We start from the raw sequence: 24,335 nt of genomic DNA on the forward strand, positions 1-24,335 counted from the left end.
TTTTTTTTCACTCCAAAAAGCTGAAAATACTCAAAATTTTAGCAAACCTAGATAGACAAAGATCAGACCATTATTCCTGCCCTCTTCTTCCCGATTTATGAGATATAAAACCTGACTTATAACCTCGACAAAAATACTTTTTCAGCAAACCCTAATTACTAATTTAATTATGAAAAATATCGAAAAATATGTGGAATGTACGGCAGAATTAATCAATTTACCATTACAGCCAGAACACCTTCCCGGTGTAGTAGAAAATCTAGAAAAAATTGCAGCGATCGCTCAATTAGTCATAGACTTTCCCCTACCACCAGAAATAGAGCAAGCACCAAAATTTGACCCAGAAAAATTAGGGAATTGATATGGCTACAAAAACTAGTGGTGGTGGATTGTAATGGTCGTGCATTGTAATTATTTTTGTTACCAGACACAGCAGTAGGAGCATCTTGCTCCCGTACTCGCGGGCAGGATGCCCGCACTAGACATTGTTGATCTGCGTATACCATTACTATGCAGAACTACCCAAAAACTTTTTTACTTTTTTACCTATTAAACCAAAATGACTATCAAATTTAATGAAATAGATGCAATAGCGATCGCCACAGCTATCAAAACAGGGGAAAGCACAGCTCAAACCATAGTAACTAAATGCTTACAACAAATTAACCAGCACAACCAAACCCTCAACTGCTTCACTGCTATTACTGCAGAAACCGCACTTAACACTGCCAAACAAATAGACACAGAAATTGCTCAAGGCAAAAATCCTGGTATCCTAGCAGGCGTGCCCTTTGCAGTCAAAAATCTCTACGACATCGCAGGTATAATAACTCTCGCTGGAGCCAAAATAAACACCAAAAACCCACCCGCAACAGTAGACGCAACCGCCGTAGCTAAACTTAAACAAGCAGGCGCTATCCTCATCGGTGCCCTCAACATGGATGAATACGCTTATGGCTTCGTCACCGAAAACAGTCACTATGGCGCAACACCAAACCCTCACGACCTCACCCGCATCTCCGGCGGTTCCTCCGGTGGATCTGCTGCTGCCGTTGCTGCTAGTTTAGTACCCATAACTCTCGGTTCCGATACCAACGGTTCTATCCGCGTACCCGCCTCCTTATGCGGTGTATTCGGATTTAAACCCACTTATGGACGCTTGTCACGAGCAGGGGTTTTTCTGTTTGCTAGTAGTTTAGACCATGTCGGACCATTTGCTCGTTCTGTAAGAGACATCGCAACAGTTCATGATGTTTTACAGGGGTCAGATATTAGAGACCCAGTTTGTACCCATCGTACTCCGGAAGCTTGTTTGCCTCAACTCAATCACAATATTGAAAGTTTACGCATTGCAGTTGCTGACGATCACTTTGCCACAGGTGGGGAGCCAGAAGTTTTCGCAGCAGTGGAACAGGTGGCGACTGCATTGGGAGTAACTCGAAGGGTGACGATACCGGAAGCACACCGAGCTAGAGCTGCTGCTTATATTATTACTGCTACGGAGGGAGCTAATTTACATTTGGATAACTTACGCACTCGCCCCCAAGATTTCGACCCGGCAACTCGTGATCGCTTTTTAGCTGGCGCTTTAATTCCCGCAGACTGGTATATTCAAGCTCAACGTTTCCGCCGTTGGTATCAAGGTTGTGTTGGAGAAATATTTAAGGAAGTAGATATTATTCTGGCTCCCACTACACCTTGTGTTGCGCCACTATTGGGGCAGGAAAAAATGACTATTGCTGGGGAGGAAGTGTTGGTGCGTCCAAATTTGGGTTTGTATACGCAACCTTTGTCTTTTATCGGTTTGCCAGTTTTGTCAGTACCCATCCGTCGTACTAATGGTTTACCTTTGGGGGTACAAATTATTGCTGCACCTTATAATGAAGCATTGATTTTACGGGTGGCAGCATTTTTGGAAATGGAACAGTTAGTAGGACTAATATCAAATCCTCCTAATTGCACATAGATCTAATAACTTCATAATCAGGATTTTAAGCTATTAGACATCTCCTATCATAAAAAATCAAATCAATGATCACACTAGATATATCAATTATTTCCCCTCCTGGGAGGGGGAGGGGCGAGGGGTGGGTTCCCTACTGCCTACAGCAAAGCTGCCTACTGCCTCATTTGGAGGAGATGTCTATTGATTGTGAGGTTATTTAACCGGATTTGATATAAATTCATAGTTTTGGGAACTAGGAAACACAAATTCATCTTAAAGTGTATCTCATTATCCTGAAAAGCAGTGCATTTGTTTGTAGTTGTGCTTGAGCACCGCCAAAATGTCAGGTAGCACTAAAGAGCAACTACGAGCTGCTATTAAGTAGTCGTCAAAATAAATTTCTTAGTTGAGAGAGGCAACAGGCAATAGGCAATAGTAGGATGTGTAATTAATTTTGCTTATGCACTTATCACCGTTATCGTTGATAGCATTTATTTCACAGGAGAAGAAACCTTTGGTGGAACTGAGTTTGCGTTAGACATTGAAAATAACACCCTTTGGAGGTATTGGTAACGACAGAGTATTGGGACAAAACAATGATGATGTGTTGATAGGTCGTCGCGATAACGATTTCTGATCAGGAGGTGCAGGTAAGGATACTCTTGAAGGTGGTATTAGTCGCGATCGCCTTAATGGTAATGCAGGAAATGACCAACTCACAGGTGGTGGTAGTATAGACAGCTTTATCTTTAATACTAAAATACTAATAATGCGTTTGCATCAGAAGATTTGAGTGTAGATACAATTACAGACTTCCAGTCTAACAAAGATATAATTCTACTTGACAAAGATACTTTTACAGAAATAACTACTGCTACGGGAGGAAATCTTGGTGGTGAGTTTGCTACTGTAACAAGTAACCCTGAGACAAGTAGTGGTATTATTGTCTATGATTCTACTACAGGTGGTTTATTCTACAATGCTAATGGTAATGCAGCAGGTTTCGGAGATTGCGCTCAATTTGCTACTCTCCTTGGTAGTCCGGATTTGACGACAGATAATTTCGTTCTCAGATAGTATGTCTACGTAGTTTTTAGCAATAGTGGAACTATTGGGAGATAGAGAAGACAAGGGAGACATAGTTATCAAAAAACTTTTTGCTTCTTCTGGGAGGCAACTCGCTATTCTCTATCTTTTTCCTGTTTTTGGTTTCCTGTAAATCTGGTTAAAACCACGATTTTCACGTTGTTAGTTTACGAAGTATGGCGCTAGGCAAAACAACCACATTGCTAGTACTGTAACGTAGTACGTATAAAGCAGCAATCCACGCTTACGGTGCTAATTGCCACTACCTTCTCCGGTCAAAAGATTATTGAGGCTACTTTTTAAGTTCTTGGTTAATTATAACACATTTTTTTGACACCGAAATTTTACTATGATTTATAAGTTATACCAAATCCGATGACTATAGACCACAATATATTATTGAGAAAACCTTGATATATATGAATTGTAGTTAACTTATTTGTGGTCTAGCTAAACTGGATTTGGTATTATTAAGTAGTTGACTACTCCAGGAACTAAAGTCACGGAAATTCTTAGAATAAATATTGATTATTTGACTAAAAACATTGATGTTTTTGCCTCTTATTTAAAAAAAAATTAGGCTATTTTTGAACTAAAAAAATGTTTAAATATCACTCATTAAACTTAAAATCTTAGCTTAAAGGTAGAAAGCAAAAGTTATATCATGTCCGGTAGCATCGGTATTGTATAGCAAGGGTAGGGAACACCGGAGCTGGGAACAGGGAACAGGCAAGAATACTTAAGAGCAAGAAAAAAACTTAAATTTCCTGTAGATATTCACCTTTGGGTTTACACGAACGCGCCCCAGCGGACATGATATTATTTATTCCATTAAAAAGTAAAAAGTTATATAATATCAATACCCAGAATAATTATCGAATTAACATTATAATATTTTTATTACTGTAAACTAAGGCCGCCTAATTTAAAGCCAAAATATTGAATCTCAAAGAGTATAAATCCCTTGAGAAATAAAACCAGTATCATAGGTCACTTTATTTGAGTTTTTACGGCCTACACTTTCATCCTTTATCAACAATTAATGGGAGGGTTGAGAAGAGGTTATGCTAGTCAAACGTTGACAAATTTTACTGAAACTTTAGAAGCGTTTGTTACAGGAATTTCTTACAACTTTTTTTGTTTGCTGCAAGAGCATCAAGATGTTTTTGCAGAGCATAAAGCGAATCTGGGATTTGTTTGAGGATAGACTCAGGTATAATCTGCTTGTGATCAGAGATTGAAGTGATTTTATTTTACTTTTTTCCAAAAGTCCAGGTATCATTGATAGTCAATCAGTAAAAACCACAGAGATTGTTTGTAGTGGGTTAAGAAAGTGGACATTGGTGGCGGAGGATGTATAGCTTGTCAACTGCTACCATTTTTTTCTTTTAATTCTACTCATATCATAATCTACACTATTTGTCGCCATTGTTTAGATAATTGATATAAATCTGTGAGTTTAAACCATACTTAGTATAATTAATATTTACCCACCTGAATATTTTAAGTGTAAGTCCCACTAGATTAATGCTCAAAAAAGAATTAAGAAGCTCGCTGTTAAAAAAACGTCAGTCTATGTCGGAGACAGAATGGAGGGAAAAGAGCGATCGCCTTTGCCACCACTTACAAAATTACTCCCTATTTCAAAAAGCTCAAACTGTTTTAGCCTACTTTAGTTTCCGTCAAGAAGTAGACCTTAGTTTATTATTTACAAATAATCGAGAAAATTCAACAGTTTCTAATAAAAATTGGGGATTTCCACGGTGTGTCAAAAAAACTCTATCTTGGCATATTTGGCAACCTGAAAGTTATTTACAAAAAGGCATTTATGGTATCTTAGAACCAGAATCAAATGCACCATTATTACATTCATCAGAAGTAGATTTAATTTTAATTCCTGCTGTTGCTTGTGATCTAAATGGTTATCGTTTAGGCTATGGTGGTGGTTTTTATGACCGGATGTTAAGTTCTGAAGAATGGGCATCAAAACCTACTATAGGAATTGTATTTGAATTTGCTTATTTACAACAATTACCAATAGATCCTTGGGATAGACCTCTAAGTGCCGTTTGTACAGAAAATGGTGTAAAATAGATAGTGTATAATAGGCAATAGGCATCTTCATGGAGGAGTCAGGAGTCAGGAGTCAGGAGTTAGGAGTTAAGAGGAAAAAAATAAGTAACAAAAGAAGAAGAAAGTTTTTGTTAGTGTAAGCAGAACGGAGTTCTATATAAGTCCAAGTAGTGTCATAATTAACTTATTTGCTCAATGATTATATGTTAGTTCCTAAATTGAAAATTTTTTCCTTCTTCTTTATTGTTTGTTATTTGTTGGTGACCCCTACTTTAGCAATTCAGACAAAAGATGGTACAGTTTATTTTGCTCAACCACCTCGCCTAGTTAAGGCAGTGACTACCCGTAGTGAAACCTATGTTTGGAGTGCAACCTATTACTTTACTCTCAGTTTATTGCCTGATGCTGGAGTGCCATTGGAACGAGTAACAATTACCAAAACTGAAGGATCTGGCAATATCCGATATAACCCAAAGAAAATTATTGCCTTTGAAGGAACTCATCGCCAGAAAGGACAGCAACTGGCAGTTGAGGAAGTGGCGATCAATCGGGAAACTAATACTGTCTCAGTAACCTTTAACCCTCCAGTACCTCCAGGCAAAACTTTTACTATAGGTTTGCGTCCAGTGCGGACTCCTAAGTATGGGGGTATATATTTATTTGGGGTGACAGCTTTTCCTGTGGGAGAAAAATCATCTGGTCATTTTCTTGGCTATGGTAGACTTCATTTTTATGACAGTTCTAATAGTTATGATTAAAAGATATTACTAAAAATTATAGAATGGTGAAAGCAGTTATCTTATTATCAGGAGGATTAGATTCCTCAACGGTTTTGTACCAAGCAAAAGCAGATGGTTGTCAATGTTATGCTATTTCTTTTGACTACCAACAACGCCATCGTCGAGAATTAGACTCAGCCAAAAAAATTGCTGAAAGTGTTGGTGTAGTAGAACATCATGTTGTTAGTTTTGACCTCAGACTATGGGGAGGATCAGCATTAACTGATAATCAAATTGATTTACCAAACGATCGCTCTGTTGAGGAAATGTCGCAAAATATCCCTATTACTTATGTTCCAGCGCGTAATACTATTTTTCTGAGTTTTGCCCTCGCTTATGCTGAAGTTGTCAATGCGAGTCGGGTTTATATTGGGGTGAATGCTTTAGACTATTCGGGTTATCCTGACTGTCGCCCAGACTATATTCAGGCCATGCAAGAAGTGTTTCGCCTGGGAACTAAACAGGGGAGGGAGGGTGAAGCGATCGCTATTGTTTCCCCACTTATTGATATGAAAAAGACCGAAATTATTCAATTAGGGAATAATTTAGGAGTACCTTGGGAAAAAACTTGGTCATGTTATGCAGGTGAAGAAAAACCTTGTGGTGTATGTGATTCTTGTCGCTTGCGGTTAGCTGCTTTCCAGGAGTTGGGATTAAAAGATCCATTGTCTGATTAAAAATCTTTGTTCATAGTAGTACGCGCTGGTATATTTACAAATTGCCGGAATGGCTAATTGCTGATTATCTGTATCTAGTCAGCTTTTTTCCTACTCCCTGAATGTAGCGCTATAGTTCCTGTTTCAGGGAGTTGATAGTTTTGTTGCGAATATCGCAATAGAAGTTTTTACTTACAGCGGTTTTCATTTCGGTAGACCACACTAGGGACCTTCCATGGAAGGTCTCTACTGGGTTTTGATTGTGACGTCAGGTCATCAATCAGCAAAAGCGCTGTAGGAATTTCCCAGAAATCAACTATCTGAGAGTATTGACATACTCCCGACGCTCCCCTACGGGAGAGCGCGGGATTCTTCAGTCAGATAAGCCCTGACTGCAGTTTTAACAGAGGTGATGTCCTCCCCCTGTGTTGATAACAATCCTATTTTTTGTATTAGTAGTGCTGAGTTATAGTCTCTGTCTAGTTCCTGTCCACATTTAGGGCAGGAATGCCAACGCTCAAATAAGCTTTTCGATACTTTATTCAAGCATTCCCAGCAATGTTGAGACGTACCTTTTGGGTCTACTTTGATAATTCTCTTGCCTAGTTTCCAGGCAACATACTCTAAAACCTGAACAAACTGACCAAACGCTGCATCTTGCAAAGACTTATTTAATCCTGACTTAGCTGATTGGCCATTAGGCAAAAACTGACCATTACTTCCTAATTTAGCTTTGCAACGTCGGAGTAAGTTTGCTGTAAGTAGGTCTTCAAGGAATATCACCCTTACATCACTAAACAAATGATCAGCAAGTTTGAATTGCCAGTCCAGTCGTTGTCTAGCTATCAACTGATGCAGTTTAGCTATTTTGCGTTTGAGAATTTTCCAAGACTTAGAATGTTTTTGTTTTTTTAGTTAATCTGACCTGTAGTTTAGACAACCGATATTCAGAGAGCCTGAAAAATTTAGGAACTTCTATAAACTCACCATCACTGGTAACAACATAGTGCAACAATCCTAAATCAATACATGCATGAGTTATCTTCGGTGGGTTGAATTTCTACAACCTCATAAGGTACCGTCTTATCTTCTATCGTGAAGCTAATATACCATCCGTCTGCTTCACGGATTACTGTACCTGTCTTAACTTTGAATCCTGTTGGTATTGGACGATTGTATACTAAAGCGACTAAGCCAATTTTTGGCAGATTTACACAAAAACGACCGTTGGCATTTTTGACAATATTTGCATTTGATAGTTGAGGATAACTAAAAGAGTTATAGTAATGCCTACCTTTGAATTTAGGTCTACCACTGGTTTTACCTTTTTTGTCGGGTTTGCTAAAGTTATCCATAGTAGTTTGTACTCTTTGGATAACATCTTGCAGGACCTGAGAGTGTATAGACTTGTATTCCCGAAATAGCTTTTTAGTTTGTGCTAAGTCCGCCAATTGAACAGTCTCCCACAAAACATAACCATTGACTAAATTCGGATGTTGATCCCCTTTCCTTGTTATGGGATTACCATCACTGTCTTTTTTCCTGCCATCTCCAAAATGCACTCTAAATTCGGGGATATTTTGATAAATCCGTTCTATTGGCACTACTGAAACATTAAGTGGACAAGCATTGACTGGTGTGCGCGTTGCTTCAAACCAGTTTAACCTTTCAGCTAAACGGTAATTATATTGTCGTCGAGCTAATTCTAACCAATTAGCTATAATTACCCCTTGCCTTTTATGTGGCTTGAGCTTGTACTTATATTTCAGGAGCATGGCAGAATCGACCTTTATATCTACAATTAGGTAGTATATCAAAAATAAGGGCAAACCACACAGACAACGCCCGGATATCCCATACGACGCTCCCCAAGGGGAGAGCGCGGGACTTCCCGCCGGGGGAGTTAAAAAATAAAAACAAAAAAAATATAGGCGGATTAACTAATTGAATCTGTCAAATTCTACCAATTTCCCTTAAAATTTTATTAACGGCTATTACAATTTTATTAAAAAATAATACTGTTTTAGATTTTTGTGTTTTAATTTTCCTCTTTTAAACACAAAATAATTCTTCAACTTTGTTATCACTAAATATTGTAATTGTCAAGACAAAAACTTTTATAGTTTTGAATTATGGAATGGCAAGAAAATTCTGGTAATTGGGTACTAATACCTTCTCACCCCAAAGCAGTCATACATTTTTTGGGAGGAGCGTTTGTTGCAACTGCACCCAATGTAACTTATCGGTGGTTATTGGAAATGCTAGCAAATCAAGGATATGCAGTAATAGCGACTCCTTTTGTCAATACTTTAGATCATTTAGCAATGGCTAAAAATGTTCTCAGCAGTTTTGATAGCTGTCTCAATCTTATTTATGCTCAAAGAATACTGCGAAAAAAAAGTCTACCTATATATGGCATTGGGCATAGCATGGGATGTAAGTTACATTTACTGATAGGTAGCTTATTTTCTCTAGAAAGAGCTGGAAATATTTTGATATCTTTTAATAATTCTGCAGCTCGTGATGCAATACCCTTGGTGGAACAGATATCTCCTGTGATAAAAGTAGAATTTACTCCATCTCCTAAGATTACAAACCGCCTAATTCAAAAGCGTTATCAAATTCGGCGCAATTTATTGATTAAATTTAAAGACGATGATATAGATCAAACTCTTCGTTTGAGTGATTTGTTGAGATTACGTTTTCCCGATCTGGTGACAGTTAAAAGATTAAATGGAAATCATTTAACACCTTTGGGCCAAGATATAAATTGGCCTGTAGGAAAAGTATATACTCCTATAGATGCGATCGGTCAATGGCTCAAACAAGAAGTTTATCGAGACCTCAATCAACTTAAACGTGAAATTTTGCTTTGGCTCAATCCATTGGCACAAATCTCATAGCTTTACACTCACACATTTTAGATTTAGCTGTTACTATCAGAAGTTTGATTTTGTTCTTTGGGGTATGGCCAATAATCTTTACTAATTAACAAACAATTCCGATTTTCGGATGTGCTACGGGTATAACTAATATTGTCTGCTATGGCATACATAAGTTTTATACCCCGTCCACCAGGAGCAAACATATCTGTTTGAGCTGGTTGTGCTTTTAACCATTCTTCCAAGTCAAAAGGCGGACCACAATCCCAAATTCTAATTTCTGTGTGGTCACTGAATATTGTAACTTCAATGTCTATAAGTGTTTCTCTAGATAAATCTCTATGGGCATGGCGGGCTGCATTAGTAAAACCTTCAGCCAAAGCCAGCTCACACTGTAGCCAAACTGTTTTCGGAATAGCTGCTTGATATAATTGTTCAAACCATGACAAAACTTTGTCGTTTTCTCTAAGGTCTGAACTAACTTGTAAAAAAGCACTATGTTTCGTAGGTAATTTATCAGATCCTTTGACTTTATTCACACTTACTGTCTTAAATTTATTACATAATATTTTAGGTATATCCTAAGCTATATTGTAAAGTATGTGTATAAAATTTATGTAAATAATTAAAAAAAATGAAGAAAGTTGATGAAAAAAGGGATTCGATCCCAATGTAAGATTGAAGACCACTAATTTTTAAAAGGCGTGGGAGAATTAAACCCAATATCTGCAAAATGAAGGAATTAAGAAAAGACAAAAAATATTAGCACTTTACTTATATCCTTCCTCCTGCTTCATTCAAATGAAGCGAGTGAAATAAAAACTCCTGTTGGTCTACTCACTTTTATGTTGGCTTTAGCCGAAACAGTGAATTGTTGAACTGAGTGCATGATGTATAAAATTTTGGTTATTGATGATGATATTGCCATTCAGGAATTGCTCAAAAGAGTTCTCCAGAAACAGGGTTATGAAGTGACGGTAGCAAGTAATGGTGAAGATGGTTTTCAACAGGCACAAAATTTACAACCTGCTTTGATTATCTGTGACTGGGTCATGCCACGACTCACAGGAATAGAGGTATGCAGCCGAGTTAAAACAAATTCTGAACTATCTACTACTTTCTTCATTTTATTAACTTCTTTAGGAACGGTTCAAGATCGAGTTAAGGGTCTGGACGCAGGTGCTGATGACTTTATTTCTAAACCAATAGAAATGAGTGAATTGACCGCCAGGGTCAGAGCAGGGTTACGATTACATCAGCTATCTCAAGACTTACAAACCCAAAAGCGACTATTAGAAGCAGAATTAGCTGAAGCTGCTGATTATGTGCGCTCTCTTCTACCAGAACCCTTAATGGAACCAGTAAAAGTTGAATCACAGTTTATTCCTTCCCACAAATTAGGAGGAGACTGCTTTGATTATTATTGGCTAGACGAAAATTACTTGGCTATGTATTTACTGGATGTAGCTGGCCATGGTTTACGGGCAGCACTTCCTTCTGTGTCAGTTTTGAATTTATTAAGGTCGAAGGCAATACCGAATATAGATTACCATCAACCTAGTGATGTACTTAGAGCTTTAAATAATACTTACCAGATGACCTATCAAAATGACAAATACTTTACAATCTGGTATGGGGTGTATAATCGCTCTGAAAATCAACTGGTATATGCAAGTGCAGGTCATCCTCCGGCTGTTTTAATCTTAGGTAATGGTCAGCCTAGTCAGGTGAATAAGTTGAAAACTCCAGGAGTACCTATTGGTATGTTTCCAGATGTGACTTATGTTGATAATTCTTGTTTAGTTGAGAAGTTAAGTTCTCTGTATATCTTTAGTGATGGTGTTTATGAAATTCCTCAACCTGGAGGAGAAATCTGGGGTATAGATAACTTTATCGATCTAATTTTAGAGTACCATAAATACGGTTATTTTCATCTAGATAAGATATTAAACTATGTGCGAGATTTGAATTGTGGTCATGCCTTTAGTGATGATTTTTCTTTACTAAAAATTATTTTTGGTTAGCTTGCTGATATAAGCTAAGAGACATTTAGGTTTTATGTTCTTTGTTAAGGGTTAAGGGTTCCCTTTGATCAAGAAGTTCTATAGTTTAAATGTTCAAAAGCTTATATCAGGTGTGATAAATATTTGTTAAAAATACTTAGGGTGTTTGTAGTAGTCTGTCAAGATAGTTTTGAGGGGTCATATTACCCAAAAAACATTACCCAAAAATCACAGTTACAAAAATCTATCCATCACTTCAAAGTTGACAGACCACTAATAGTTTGCAGATATGCCTTCAGTAAAATCTGCCTTTAGTAACATCTTTGATTATGTAGAAACAGCTAATTTTTTTGCCAATATCTGTCGAAAGCCAAATGGTCAATTAATTTATATTGGTGGTCAAAAAGCTAATCCTGAAAATGCTATTAAGATACCTGCAATAGCTGAATAGGGAACTGGATATGTTGCTGAAAACGGAAATATTATCTATATTGTAACAGGTGCTACTTTAAGTATTGTAGAAAATGGTAAGACTATCAGTGAAGAACAAATAACCTATGTGTGTAGTCAATTTTTTGAAAAAGTATGTCAAGAGAGATAGTAGCTCTATTGATTTTTATTTCAAGAAAGTTTAATTCGCCTCCCTTGCCAGATATGCTTTTTATTGAATCATAGAAATTTAATTATTAAATTTTGCTTCTATGTTGTATCATGGAATCCATTAATTAATTTATCGGAGAACTAAACTGTGAATTTTGTTAAGACTAATCAACAGCTCTTAAAGTTAGGACTGTTGACAATTACTACATTCTTTTTATATACATTTTTAGCAAAAGCTCTAGCAGATCATAACAATCTAGAAACAGAGCAAGGAACTATATTATTAGCTGAACTTCCCCGGAATAATCGGCGTATTTGTCTTCAACGTGGAGACAACTGGTCTGAAGTAAATTATTTTGAATCCAAGAACTATTTTGCCAATATTTGTCGTCAACCAAATGGTAAATTAATGTTAGTTGCAGGCAGAAAATCTAATCCGAATCAAGTTTTAGAGTTACCTGTAGAATTTAATCAAGGATATGCTGCAATTGATGGAAATAAAACTTTCAGAGTGAATGATGGTTCTTTTAGTCTAGCAATCAATGGTCTGGTCGTGAAGAGAGAAGAAATTACTTATCAACAACAATAAAACTAGGTATTGTTGATTTGCGATTGAAGCAAAAATTAAAAATTAAGATGTTAGAGTAATTATTTCCTCTATTCATTATGATAAATCAATACAAACAGTCTCTAATATATTTCGGTGGTCCTGTATATGTAGTGATAAAATTGTGGTCAGGCGATATAGCTGCTGCTAGTCTCCCCCTCTCATGTAGCGCAGCGAAACGCTTCATTTAGTTTCTATATCAATTGCTAATCAGAGCCATTGTTTGTGATTTTTATGGTCAACAAATGACTACATTTCATTACATTGGATTATGAGTTTACCCAGTTTTTTCTTAGTATATTTAATAGACCGAGAAACTTCAGCATACTTATTATTAACGTAATTCTGGAACCATTTTTTCGACACACCTGTTACACGAATTAAAAAGTGCCAAACTAATTTATCAATTAATTCTTTGGCTTCATTACTAAATATAATTTATTTTACTATTTTCCACAAATTTTCACAGACAATTTTGACACTGATATTTTTGTTTTTCTGAAGTGAATAATCCCATTTTTAACAATATAATTACTACCACAACTAGGGCAGAACTGAATTATAGAGATAGAGATTTTTTATGATTACTTTCAATAGATAATAGGATACTTTTTGCTTAGAATGTTTGGGGTTAATTCCTGATGATTTTATAGCTGATTATATGAAGCGTTTTGCTGCGCGACATGAAAGGCAGATCCTAGAGGCAGCTATATTGCCTAGACAATAAATTTTTAAATTTTTCAGCAGGAGAAAACGTAACTGGAGAGTACAAAGTTCTTCTAAAAAACGGTGTGCTCTCAAGACTGATAAGTATTACTGGAAAAGGCTTACTGAAGAATTAATAATTAAATAATTAAATAATTCAGGTTGAAAGCTTCCCCTTTCAAGGGGAAAAAAATAAATTTTTTCCTTTTAGTTAATCCTCTCCCTTTTAGGGAGAGGTAATTATCCATTATCCATTATCCATGGATGAAAGCACCTATTATTCTGAATCGATAGTTTTTAACCTTGAGTCCCTGAAAGCCTTGGCTAGCAATAGTTATTCCAAGAACTTTACACTGTCTAAAAACGTAATATTTTCAAGATTAATCTCAAAAACTAATAATTTATATTGACTTATCACTACATATACAGGACTATCACTTATCTAGTGTACATACAGCATTAATATCTACATCTCAATCCCAATAAAAAAATTTTCCAGTTTACAAAATTATACCTTTCTGGTCATCAGTGACTACAACTTCATTTTCGTCAAAGGGTACATCACCAGTGTTAGTCACTTCATAAGTCCCAGTAACTGTCTCACCAGCAGCAATTTCTACTGCTTCCTCTATGGTGTCAGCATCTACACCATTAGTGAACTTTTCAATGTCAATACCAGGGTCTTGAGGATCTGGTTCGCCGTTAACGTAGTGACTAGGATCTTCGTCGGTGACATCATCAGCAACAACTTTACCAATATTTTTATAGATGCCGTCACCTATGCTGTCAAAATCTAACCCAGAAATAGCACTGCTACCAGCAAGTTCAACTTCCCAAATAATTCAATTGCTATCTGTCTCAAATGAAGGGGTGTCATTCTTGGGAATCTCAATGGGTATTGTAAATTGGCGTTGGTAAATTACAGGATGAAATTTGTAGGGGCAATCCCCCAATGATTAACCGGGGTAGGTTACAGAGCGCTACCCCAAAATATAAATCATCCCATTAATTACCAACGCTGTAAATTCAATTACTTGAGTACCCGCAGTTATTGTTTGATTAATCAAAGGTTGTTCTAGGATGATTTTTTTAGAACTTCTTCTTTTTCTTTGAGTTATATCATGTCCGGATAATTAGTGATAAAAAAACTTTCTGCTTCTCCTCCTCTTTCTTCCCCCGTGACTCACTCCTCCTGTACCTCGCCCATCCGACGGCTTCCCTACCTGACTCCTCCGTCGTTGATTTATAACTGTTCAACCAGACATAATATTACTTTTGCTAATGTAAAATGCTTCCCTATTTTATAGTGTAAAACAGAGAAGCACTTACCGATCGCTTAAAGCAATTTATGCTTCGTCTAAAGCAACAATACCTGGTAATTCCTTACCTTCCAACAATTCCAAACTAGCACCACCACCAGTAGAAATGTGACTCATTTTTTCACCCAAATTCAACTGTTCTACAGCAGCAACAGAGTCTCCACCACCAATAATAGTAATAGCATCCTGCTTATCCGCAAGAGTACGCGCGATCGCTTCAGTACCCTTAGCAAATTTCTCCATTTCAAACACACCCATCGGACCGTTCCAAATCACAGTTTTGCAATCACCCAAAGCATCTTGGAAAACCTTTGCAGAGTCAGGACCGATATCCAAACCCATCCAACCATCAGGAATAGCTTCAACACTAACGATTTGAGTATTAGCTTCTGGGTCAAACTTGTCAGCTACAACTACATCAGTAGGTAATAACATTTCCACGCCTTTCTCTTTTGCCTTAGCTTCCAGAGACTTAGCTAACTCTAGCTTATCGTCTTCAACCAAAGACTTACCCACACTTAAACCACGAGCTTTGTAGAAAGTGAAAATCATGCCACCACCCAATAGCAGCTTATCGCACTTATCCAACAAAGCATCAATCACACCAATTTTACTAGAAACCTTAGAACCACCAATAATTGCAGCCAAAGGTTTTTGAGGATTATCAATTGCACCTTGGAGGAATTTTAATTCCTTTTCAATTAAATAACCACCTACAGAAGGACTCAAATATTTAGTCACGCCTTCAGTCGAAGCATGAGCACGGTGAGCAGTTCCGAAAGCATCATTCACATATACATCTGCCACAGAAGCAAGTTGCTTGGCAAACTCTGGGTCATTTTTCTCCTCTCCAGGGTAGAAGCGAACATTCTCCAGCAAAACTACATCACCATCTTGCATCGCTGCCACAGTAGAAGTTACATCCTCACCAATGCAGTCGTCACACTTTTTAACTTCCTTACCCAATACTTCAGAGAGTCTTTCTCCCACAAGAGTAAGACGCATACCATCATTTACTTTTCCCTTCGGACGTCCAAAATGGCTAGTCAAGATAACTTTTGCACCTTTGCCAATTAAATCTTGAATTGTGGGAAGAGCTGCCCGAATCCTAGTATCATCTGTAATACTACCATTATCAACAGGCACATTAAAGTCTGCCCGCATGAGTACCTTTTTGCCAGATAAGTCAGATGCCGATAAATTTGCTACAGTTTTTTTTGTCACAGGATTAATCTCCTAAGTATTTGTTTTATCAATGTCCATTAATTGGGATTGTATGGCCTATAAATGGATAAAATTAGGTTACACCAATTCGTTCACGGTAAACATTTTATCGGAGTCCGTGCCCCAAATATACTTCTATGTTTAAAACAGTTCTATTTCCTGTAGACCGTAGCCGAGAAGCTCGCGAAGCTGCGGAAAAAGTGATTAACATTGTCAAGACATATCAAGCTCGCTTGGTAGTAATTTCAGTGCGAGAAGTAGTTTCAGAAGGCCAGGAAGCTTTCCACCCAGAAATGACTTCTGAGCAAACAGTTACCCAACTTTTAGAGGAGGCTAAGGCTCTATTTGCCGGGCAGGGTATTGAAGCTGAAACGATCCAAAGGGAAGGCCATCCGGCTTTTACTATCTGTGATGTGGCAGATGAGATTAATGCTGACTTAATTGTGATTGGCTGCCGAGGTACTGGTTTGAGTGAGGAAGGAGCTACTGATAGTGTTAGTAACCGGATTATTAATCTGTCTCCTTGTCCAATTTTGGTAGTGCCTTAGATTTTAGATTTTAGAGTGTAGGGGAATTTGGGATTTGGCAAAATAGAAAAGGTGATGATTGGGGATTTTTTTAGAGATTAGCTTCCTGGTATCAGTTTTGTGAACAAAAACTAGCGGGTCTGCTAATAGCTAAAAATTTGACAAATTATTTTCCTCTGTTCCATTCTTTGCCTTTCTTCTTGCCACCCTCACCCCCCAAAAAAACAAAAAACTATCTCAACTTCTAGGCAAATACTCAGCGTAATCAGCAGAATTGCTTTGGCTAAAAATGCGGATTATGTTGGGAAAAATCGGGTTTCTATGAGAAAAATAGGATTAAGAACTGGGAAAAGCAGATTTTTGGATATCTTCATAGCTAGAGCTTTGTTTTTGCTTCACTATTTGTAAACCTTCCTTAAGTGCAGTCAGGCGATCGCCCATCCAGTAATTCTCTGGAATTAAGCCAGCAATTCCCAGCTTTTCTAACCGGCGTTTTACCTTTCCAGTTGCTCCAACCATAATGATATCTCGTCCAGCATCGATCGCCTCTTGAATGGCATTTTCAATCGCTAAAGAAGAAGTTACCCCTAGAATTGGTACTTCACTCAAATCGACAATCAACACATCATAATTACTAATGGCACTATGTTCTCTGGAAATCGCTTTGGCTACTCCAAAAATCATTGGCCCGCTCAAATGAAACAGCAAAACTCGGCCATTTGCCCAATCCAAAATTTGCTTTTCTTCGTCATTCATTACGATTTGATCGTCCGCATCAGTAATCGCTTTTACAGACTGAGATTGCATTTCTTCGAGACGTTCAATGGTTAAAATATTCGCGATAAAAACTCCCACGGCAACCGCTACCATTAAATCCACAAATACCGTGAGGAGTACCACGCTATAAACTATTCCGGCAGCTTTCCAAGAAATGTTGTGAACCCGTTTGAGGAAACCCCAATCAATAATATCAATTCCCACCTTTAAGACAATTCCTGCTAACACAGCTAGGGGAATTCCGGAAGTTAAAGGTGCCGCCCATAACACAACAATCAACAGTGCTAAAGCACGACTAATGCCAGCTAAAGCGGTGCGTCCTCCTGCTTGGATACTAACTACAGTTGCCGTTGTTGCTCCAGAACCAGCAATTCCACCACATAAACCTGTAATTAAGTTAGCCACCCCTTGACTGATTAATTCTTTATTAGATTTATGTTCAGTTCTGGTCAAACTATCTGACACCAAACAAGTTAATAGGCAATCAATAGAACCCACCATACCCAAAACCATGGCATTTACAAACATTAACCGTAAATTTTCAGCGGTAAATGTAGGAATTTGCAGTTGTGGCAAACCGGGGGTAATTTCTCCAATTGTAGCGATCGTCCGAATTTCTATATTTCCAAAGAAAATCAAAGAAATCGCTGTACCAATTACCAAAGCTATTAGTTGGGGAGGGACTAACTTTTTTAGTTTGGCGGGACAAAAGAACAAAATTCCTAGAGTAATTAACCCTAACAACGTTTCCCATGGATTAATATTGGTAATCAAATTAGGGAAAGCCTTAATCACGCCAATTACTCCACCAGAGGGGGTTTGTTGACCGATAAACGGCGCAATTTGCAAAAAAATCAAAATCACGCCAATTCCTGTCATAAAACCGGAAATGACGTTATAAGGAAGCATGGTAATATACTTTCCCAACCGCAGGACTCCAAATAGGATTTGAAAGATACCCGCCATCATCACCACGGTAAAGGCCATTGCCAGACCACTTTCGGGATTTACGGCCATTAATTCGGCGATAACAGCGGTGACAATGACCGTCATCGGTCCAGTTGGTTCAGAGATTAGACTAGGGGTGCCACCAAATAAAGCGGCAAAAAATCCGACTAAGATTGCTCCCCATAACCCTGCAGCAGCACCTGCTCCAGAAGCAATTCCGAAAGCTAGTGCCATTGGTAAGGCCACCACTGCAGCAGTTAACCCGCCAAAAATATCTCCTTTTAGGTTTCGGAAATGAATCGTATTGGTAATTTGCATGAAAGATTTCCCTGAATCACCGAAAAACTGGGTTTGAAGCCTCCCCCTAGAAGCTATGCTTTACCCACATCTGTTAAATTCCTTACAGGATAGGGGAGAGAGGGGAGAGGGGGAAGAGGGGGAAGAGAAGACTTTCCTGCCATTTCTCATATCTAGGACATAGGTGGCTAAAAGTGAATAAGGCAATTTCGGCATTTGCCAACTCTGACTAGCTACTTAAACCATCTCCCCACACGGACCACACGGACCACACGGACCACCCTGCAATGCTTCTAAGACTTATGGGTAAAGCATAGCCCTAGAAGGGGGACTTTTGATTTGATTTAATACCCACAAATATCCTATAGTATTGTGAGTTAAAAACGATAATTATGAAAGCTAGGTACAAATATCGAATTTATCCAACACCGGGACAAAAATACCAATTAGCAAAGCTATTTGGTTGTGTCCGCACAGTCTGGAACGATAGTCTAGCTTGTTGTCAGGAAAAGTATGCTTTAGGCCAGAAAAAACCAAGTAACTCTGAATTACAAAAACTCTTTATTACTCAAGCTAAAAAAACTAAAAATAGGGAGTGGTTGTCGGAAGTTTCAGTAGTCCCATTGCAACAATCATTAAATGATTTAAATCAGGCTTACCAAAACTTTTTTAATTCAACTAAAAGTAAGAGAAAAGGTAAAGCAATTAAACCTCCCAGGTTCAAAAAGCGAAGGTCAAGACAAACTGCTAGGTTTAGCTTAAGAGGATTTCAAGTAAATGAAGACAAAGTATATTTAGCAAAAATCGGCTTATTAAAAGTAGTATGGTCAAGACCAATACCTGGAGAACCATCATCAGTAACAGTAATCAAAGATTGTAGGGGCGATTCGCGAATCGCCCCTACTGGATACTTCTTGAGTTTTGTAGTAGAAATTCAAGCACAAAAACTACCAGAATCTAGCAAATCAGTAGGCATAGATTTAGGAATTTCTACTTTTGCCACATTCAGCAATGGTCAAAAAGTAGAAGCACCAAAACCATTAAAAAAACGAATTAAAAAATATAGAAAATTAAGTAAATCATTATCAAAAAAAAGTAATGGTTATAAACGATATGAAAAAGCCAGACTTAGGATAGCTAAATTTTCCTACGGAATGCTACGCAAACATGCCAGATTAAAAGACACTAGAACCGATTTTCTACATAAATTATCTACCGAAATAATTCGTGAAAACCAAACAATTATTCTGGAAGATTTAAACGTTTCAGGTATGATTAAGAACCGGAAATTGTCCAGATCCATTAGTGATTTAGGCTGGAGACAATTTCGTACATTATTAGAAGGAAAAGCAGAAAAGTACGGTCGCGAGCTAAGAGTAATTAGTCGTTGGGAAGCTACGACTCAAATCTGTTCATGTTGCCGTTTTCGAGGGGGAAAATTACACCTGAAAGTGCGAGAATGGGAGTGCCTTAACTGTGGTACAAAGCACGACCGGGATGAAAACGCAGCAATAAATATATTAGTCTCCGGAGGACATTCGGAGACAAAAAACGGACGTGGAGGGAAGCGTCAGACTACCGCCAAGGAAGCAGCACCCTGTGTTAGCGACAGCTATGCGCCAGCAAAGCGTCAACCCACCAAAGAGCTACGGCTCAGTAGGAATCTTCGCACCTTTAGGCCGGAGAGGATGTCAAAATATTAAGATGCTACATCTGAATACTTTACCATAAAACAGCTTTATTTTTAGTGCCTCTTTTAGAGGAGCATTCCTATTGGAATGCTGCGCAAATGCTTGACTTCCGCAAAGCGGTTGAATTTATTCAATGACTATACAATGGTATCCGGGCCATATTGCGAAGGCCGAACGAAATCTTAAGGAACAACTGAAACGGGTTGATGTGGTTCTGGAAGTTAGAGATGCTCGTATCCCGCTCACTACTAATCATCCCCAGGTGTCTGAGTGGGTGGGGGATAAGGCGCGGGTATTGGTATTGAACCGCATGGATATGATTTCTTCGGATGTGATGAAGATTTGGCAGGAATGGTTTGAAGCTGAGGGACAAGTGCCTTATTTTACTAATGCTAAGTTGGGTGATGGGGTGAAGGGTGTGGCCAAGGCGGCGCGGGAAGCTGGTCGTGCTGTTAATCAAAGAAGGCGCGATCGCGGGATGTTACCTCGACCTGTCCGTGCTGTGGTTATTGGTTTTCCTAATGTGGGAAAGTCTGCTTTGATTAATAGGTTGTTGAAGAGGAAGGTTGTTGAGAGTGCTAGACGTGCTGGTGTGACTAAGCAATTAAGATGGGTACGGATATCTGATGAGATTGAATTGTTAGATGCTCCTGGGGTAATTCCTAGTAGGATTAAAAATGAAGAGGATGCGATTAAGTTGGCTATTTGTGAGGATATTGGCGATGCTGCTTATGATAATCAGCGAGTTGTTGCTAGTTTGATTGATTTGTTGATGTCTCTAGAGGTTGATAGTAATGGTTTTGTTTCTGCTTCTTGTTTAGAATATCGTTATGAGTTAAAAGCGAGTAATTATACAGGTGAAAGTTATTTACATGAGGTTGCAAATCAACTTTTTCAAGGAGATGTTGAGCGTACTGCTAGACGAATTTTGGATGATTTTCGTAAGGGTTTATTAGGGCAAATACCTTTGGAGTTACCTTTGAATAGGGAGTAGGGGAGAAGTGGAGTAGGGGAGCAGAGAAAAAGAGTATAGATTGTTGGCTAAACTACTTCAGTTATTGAAAATAATCTATTTTTTAATGCACTTTTTCTCTTCAAAAAGCCTCTCAAAGAGATACACATAACTTATCTATTTTGTCGGTTTTTTGTTAAGAATAGCTATTAAAACAAGACTTACGCCAAGGTACTATATATAGAGTTAAAAAAACTCTAACGTTAGAGTTTTTCACTCTATATATGTGGTCTGGTGCGTAAGTCCTATAAAATAGAAATTAGGGAATAGGGAATGGGCACTATTACTTGTCACTTAGTCACTTATTTTTTACTATAACTTTATTAAGTTTATTTAATAAATAAGCGATCGCTCAAAAATTTTATCTAGGATATTAATAATTTAAAAAAGTTTTTACTATCAAAAAAATGTCAAATATATTTGGAAATATTGGTCCAGCCGGAGCTAAGAATCTCTCTCTTGATTTTCAGGAACTTGTTGAGAAATATCAATTAAAAATTCCAGGATTAATTCATATTGGCGCTCATTATGGTCAGGAGTACGAAATTTATCAAAAATTAAATATAGTTAACTTGGTTTTTTTTGAACCTCTGACTGAAAATTTTGAAATTCTTAAAAGCCACGTTGGAGAAAATGTTAGGTTATTTCAGAAGGCTTTAGGGAATGAAAATAAAACAGTTAAAATGTATGTAGAAAGTGCGAATAATGCAATGTCATCTTCTGTTTTACAGCCTAAAAAACATTTGGAACAATATCCTGAGATTATTTTTGATAGAGAAGAATTTGTGGAGATGGTAAGACTAGATGATATTTTAGAGGATAAAGAAAACTATAATTTCTTGATTATTGATGTACAAGGATATGAGTTAGAAGTTTTGAAAGGTAGTCGAAAAACTCTGAAAAATATTGATTATATTCTGACTGAAGTTAACCGAGATGAATTATATGAAAATTGTGCCAGGGTTGAGGAGTTAGATGAATTTCTAGGAAGGTTTGATTTTCAAAGACTTGAAAGAAATTGGGAAGGAGAAACTTGGGGAGATGCTTTTTATCTAAAGAGGTAGTTTTTTGTTTAATTACTGTTAGGTTGGTAAGAATAAGAAAAGGTGGTAGTTCCAAGGGTAAATTCTTCCTGTAAATCTCAAAGCTCGGGACAGCGGAACGGAGTTCTATCGCTACTAGATTCACCATTTGTTAGATTTTTTTAGTTGAATAAATAATCATGCGTATGTACGAGCAACCACCATTAAATACAAAGTATCACAATTTTTTTGAGGATGCAAGGGAAAATACTCCTGCGCCACCGATTTTTTAGTAGTGCTTCACAGAATGATGTTTTCCTTTACTTTATAAACTCTTGTAGGGATAGTAAAAGTAGAATTATTGTATTTGAACGACTTATCGGAAAATTTGCTCAATGCAAATAGGATAGGAATATCATCTCCGGAACCAAGATAAATTGTAATGGAGAAAAAATTAATACAGACAAATAAATTATGAACAATTCAATTATCACATTAGTAGATGACTTACCCACTGGTGGGATTACAGTTTCAGCATTACGCGCTCTAGATTTCATCGTACCTGGAGAATGGAACAATTTAGTAGGTTTTAAAAATACAGTTCGGGAAGTTACTGGCAAAGATAAACCTCAAAAAATTCAGAAAATTAGCGAACGCGCTCTATGGATATATAATGACAAATCTCAAGGATATCAAGACGCTATCTGGGTTTACCAAACTTTAGATAAAGCTGATGCTGCTATGGGTGCGGCAGCAATGGCCAACAAAATTGGTGAAAAAATCTCTTTCCTCAGTTTCCTGAATAAATTAACCCCATCAGCAGATAAAACTCAGGCAGTTGATTTAGCGATTAAGGTGGTGGCTGAGTTGGTTGCTTTCTGCAAATTAAATGGAATGCCAACTAGAGAAAGTTTAGGAGATTTTTCCGCAGCTTTGGTAGAAGAATATAGTGGCCCTTCTTTGATGCGAATGGTTGCTTTGGTGTGTTTTGATGGGTTGATTCCTTTAGGACCTGATTTTGTCGATCGCGTGGGAGATATTATTGGAGGAATGAGTTCTGCTGGTCTCCAACAAAATCCTTTGTTTCAGAAGGTAAATAATTTGATTCCTGGTGATAGTACCCAGGGTAAACTTGATTTTATTGGTAATAGTTTTGATTCGGTTAGGGGTTGGATGAGTAATTTAGTGTCGTCGCGAGGATTAGACCCTCAAATGATTATCGATCATTTACAAAGTTTTGTTGAAATTGCTGATGATAAGTTGGATTATTTGGCCGCTTTTCTCGATTTGACTACTAATTATTTTGAACATACTGGTACTCAAACTGTAGCTCGTCGTTTGATTTTGCAAGCGGCAGAGGAAGTTTAATCGCTTAATTTGCTGATAATCAAAAAATTTTCTGTAGGTTGGGTTGAGGCAACGTTAGCGGAGCTTATCTGAAAGATAAACCCAACACTACTAATATTGTTACTTTGCAGGTTAAAACAATTCTTCTTTATTCCTGATTTTTTTGGGTTGCCCTGTCGCTTAACCCAATCTACAATATCTTTTGTTGAATAAAAAATCATGCGTAGGTACGAACAACTCCTAATAATTACATACTACTATGATTTTTTTGCCGATGCAAGGGGAAATATCCTACCGATTTTTTTTGGTGCTTCATAGAATGAGTGATTGGTTTGTGATGGTAGCGATCGCGCTGTGAGTTTATTTATAATATGCTTGCTTCTAAAATGCTTTTTTCGCGTTGAATAAAAAATCATGCGTAGGTACGAACAACTCCCAATAATTACATACTACCATGATTTTTTTGCCGATGCAAGGGGAAATATCCTACCGATTTTTTTTGGTGCTTCACACAATGAGTGACTGGTTTGTGATGGTAGCGATCGCCAACAATAGCATCAGAAGACAAAAAATCATTGTGTGAAGCACCAAAAGATTTCTCCCATAGAGACTTTGATAAATAAACTCACAGAGCGATCGCTTTTGAGCCTCTATATATATGCTTGGTTTATAAAATGCTGTTTTTTAGTTGAATAAAAAGTCATGTATAGGTAAGAACGAACCCCAATAGTTACATACTACCATGATTTTTTTGGGGATGCAAGGGGAATTTCCTGCCGATTTTTTTTGGTGCTTCACACAATGAGTGACTGGTTTGTGATGGTAGCGATCGCGC

General features: G+C 37.6%; 23 protein-coding genes. 17 read left to right on the plus strand and 6 right to left on the minus strand.

Annotation, left to right across the window (positions count from 1 at the left end):
• The first annotated feature begins 169 nt into the window (after positions 1–169).
• From D5R40_RS11455 to queC, 8 genes are all read left to right on the plus strand, one after another.
• On the plus strand, positions 170–361 hold the full coding sequence (locus D5R40_RS11455) for a DUF4089 domain-containing protein (RefSeq protein ID WP_124147341.1): 192 nt from the start codon (positions 170–172) through the stop codon (positions 359–361).
• Positions 362–559: 198 nt separating this feature from the next.
• A complete protein-coding gene (locus D5R40_RS11460) occupies positions 560–1,966 on the plus strand; it encodes an AtzE family amidohydrolase (RefSeq protein WP_124147340.1) in 1,407 nt (468 codons plus the stop codon).
• A gap of 652 nt (positions 1,967–2,618) precedes the next feature.
• Positions 2,619–2,738 (plus strand): hypothetical protein, encoded by a 120-nt coding sequence (locus tag D5R40_RS35060; RefSeq protein WP_161564723.1) that lies wholly within the window; start codon positions 2,619–2,621, stop codon positions 2,736–2,738.
• Positions 2,735–3,022: a hypothetical protein gene (locus D5R40_RS11465; RefSeq protein ID WP_124147339.1), complete on the plus strand. Its 288-nt coding sequence runs from the start codon at positions 2,735–2,737 to the stop codon at positions 3,020–3,022. Before D5R40_RS35060 ends, D5R40_RS11465 begins: the two co-directional genes overlap by 4 nt.
• Before the next feature lie 1,051 nt (positions 3,023–4,073).
• On the plus strand, positions 4,074–4,232 hold the full coding sequence (locus tag D5R40_RS35065) for a hypothetical protein (protein WP_161564979.1): 159 nt from the start codon (positions 4,074–4,076) through the stop codon (positions 4,230–4,232).
• Between the two features lie 326 nt (positions 4,233–4,558).
• Entirely contained in the window at positions 4,559–5,125 is a 567-nt protein-coding gene (locus tag D5R40_RS11470; RefSeq protein ID WP_124147338.1) for a 5-formyltetrahydrofolate cyclo-ligase, read from the plus strand.
• A gap of 182 nt (positions 5,126–5,307) precedes the next feature.
• On the plus strand, positions 5,308–5,862 hold the full coding sequence (locus tag D5R40_RS11475) for a DUF2808 domain-containing protein (RefSeq protein WP_124147337.1): 555 nt from the start codon (positions 5,308–5,310) through the stop codon (positions 5,860–5,862).
• A gap of 26 nt (positions 5,863–5,888) precedes the next feature.
• A complete protein-coding gene (queC, locus tag D5R40_RS11480) occupies positions 5,889–6,560 on the plus strand; it encodes a 7-cyano-7-deazaguanine synthase QueC (protein ID WP_124147370.1) in 672 nt (223 codons plus the stop codon).
• 330 nt (positions 6,561–6,890) lie between these two features.
• Here the strand turns inward: queC and D5R40_RS11485 are convergent, their stop codons facing one another.
• Together D5R40_RS11485 and D5R40_RS11490 are read right to left on the minus strand one after the other, a co-directional pair.
• Positions 6,891–7,388 (minus strand): RNA-guided endonuclease InsQ/TnpB family protein, encoded by a 498-nt coding sequence (locus D5R40_RS11485; protein ID WP_240039178.1) that lies wholly within the window; start codon positions 7,386–7,388, stop codon positions 6,891–6,893.
• Positions 7,389–7,561: 173 nt separating this feature from the next.
• A complete protein-coding gene (locus D5R40_RS11490; protein ID WP_124147335.1) occupies positions 7,562–8,314 on the minus strand; it encodes an RNA-guided endonuclease InsQ/TnpB family protein in 753 nt (250 codons plus the stop codon).
• A 357-nt stretch (positions 8,315–8,671) separates the two neighbouring features.
• Here D5R40_RS11490 and D5R40_RS11495 point away from each other — a divergent pair, with 357 nt between their 5' ends.
• Positions 8,672–9,442, plus strand: a complete 771-nt coding sequence (locus tag D5R40_RS11495) for a DUF1350 family protein (protein ID WP_124147334.1) — start codon at positions 8,672–8,674, stop codon at positions 9,440–9,442.
• Between the two features lie 23 nt (positions 9,443–9,465).
• Here D5R40_RS11495 and D5R40_RS11500 read toward each other — a convergent pair whose 3' ends face one another.
• Positions 9,466–9,960, minus strand: coding sequence for an ATP-binding protein (locus D5R40_RS11500; protein WP_124147333.1), 495 nt, complete (start codon positions 9,958–9,960; stop codon positions 9,466–9,468).
• 351 nt (positions 9,961–10,311) lie between these two features.
• Here D5R40_RS11500 and D5R40_RS11505 point away from each other — a divergent pair, with 351 nt between their 5' ends.
• From D5R40_RS11505 to D5R40_RS11510, 3 genes are all read left to right on the plus strand, one after another.
• Positions 10,312–11,445 (plus strand): PP2C family protein-serine/threonine phosphatase, encoded by a 1,134-nt coding sequence (locus tag D5R40_RS11505; protein WP_124147369.1) that lies wholly within the window; start codon positions 10,312–10,314, stop codon positions 11,443–11,445.
• 268 nt (positions 11,446–11,713) lie between these two features.
• On the plus strand, positions 11,714–11,875 hold the full coding sequence (locus D5R40_RS35070; protein WP_161564718.1) for a hypothetical protein: 162 nt from the start codon (positions 11,714–11,716) through the stop codon (positions 11,873–11,875).
• Positions 11,876–12,172: 297 nt separating this feature from the next.
• Positions 12,173–12,613 (plus strand): hypothetical protein, encoded by a 441-nt coding sequence (locus D5R40_RS11510; RefSeq protein WP_124147332.1) that lies wholly within the window; start codon positions 12,173–12,175, stop codon positions 12,611–12,613.
• Positions 12,614–14,682: 2,069 nt separating this feature from the next.
• On the opposite strand, the gene D5R40_RS11515 is transcribed toward D5R40_RS11510, so the two are convergent.
• Positions 14,683–15,879 (minus strand): phosphoglycerate kinase, encoded by a 1,197-nt coding sequence (locus tag D5R40_RS11515; protein WP_124147331.1) that lies wholly within the window; start codon positions 15,877–15,879, stop codon positions 14,683–14,685.
• Positions 15,880–16,016: 137 nt separating this feature from the next.
• Here D5R40_RS11515 and D5R40_RS11520 point away from each other — a divergent pair, with 137 nt between their 5' ends.
• Complete coding sequence (locus D5R40_RS11520; RefSeq protein ID WP_124147330.1) at positions 16,017–16,427, plus strand: universal stress protein; 411 nt, start codon at positions 16,017–16,019, stop codon at positions 16,425–16,427.
• Positions 16,428–16,742: 315 nt separating this feature from the next.
• Here D5R40_RS11520 and bicA read toward each other — a convergent pair whose 3' ends face one another.
• Positions 16,743–18,449, minus strand: a complete 1,707-nt coding sequence (gene bicA / locus D5R40_RS11525) for a bicarbonate transporter BicA (protein WP_124147329.1) — start codon at positions 18,447–18,449, stop codon at positions 16,743–16,745.
• Positions 18,450–18,820: 371 nt separating this feature from the next.
• Here bicA and D5R40_RS11530 point away from each other — a divergent pair, with 371 nt between their 5' ends.
• The 4 genes from D5R40_RS11530 to D5R40_RS11545 all read left to right on the plus strand — a co-directional run bounded on the left by D5R40_RS11530 (position 18,821) and on the right by D5R40_RS11545 (position 23,521).
• Positions 18,821–20,131, plus strand: a complete 1,311-nt coding sequence (locus tag D5R40_RS11530; protein WP_205127541.1) for an RNA-guided endonuclease InsQ/TnpB family protein — start codon at positions 18,821–18,823, stop codon at positions 20,129–20,131.
• Between the two features lie 121 nt (positions 20,132–20,252).
• Positions 20,253–21,113, plus strand: a complete 861-nt coding sequence (gene ylqF, locus D5R40_RS11535) for a ribosome biogenesis GTPase YlqF (protein ID WP_124147328.1) — start codon at positions 20,253–20,255, stop codon at positions 21,111–21,113.
• A 425-nt stretch (positions 21,114–21,538) separates the two neighbouring features.
• The gene (locus tag D5R40_RS11540) at positions 21,539–22,195 is read left to right on the plus strand and encodes an FkbM family methyltransferase (protein ID WP_124147327.1); all 657 of its coding nucleotides are present in this window, start codon (positions 21,539–21,541) and stop codon (positions 22,193–22,195) included.
• Between the two features lie 432 nt (positions 22,196–22,627).
• Positions 22,628–23,521, plus strand: coding sequence for a hypothetical protein (locus tag D5R40_RS11545; RefSeq protein WP_124147326.1), 894 nt, complete (start codon positions 22,628–22,630; stop codon positions 23,519–23,521).
• 421 nt (positions 23,522–23,942) lie between these two features.
• Here D5R40_RS11545 and D5R40_RS40945 read toward each other — a convergent pair whose 3' ends face one another.
• The gene (locus tag D5R40_RS40945; RefSeq protein ID WP_282433624.1) at positions 23,943–24,068 is read right to left on the minus strand and encodes a hypothetical protein; all 126 of its coding nucleotides are present in this window, start codon (positions 24,066–24,068) and stop codon (positions 23,943–23,945) included.
• Between the last annotated feature and the right edge of the window lie 267 nt (positions 24,069–24,335).

This window comes from Okeania hirsuta (assembly GCF_003838195.1).
GTDB lineage: Bacteria > Cyanobacteriota > Cyanobacteriia > Cyanobacteriales > Microcoleaceae > Okeania > Okeania hirsuta.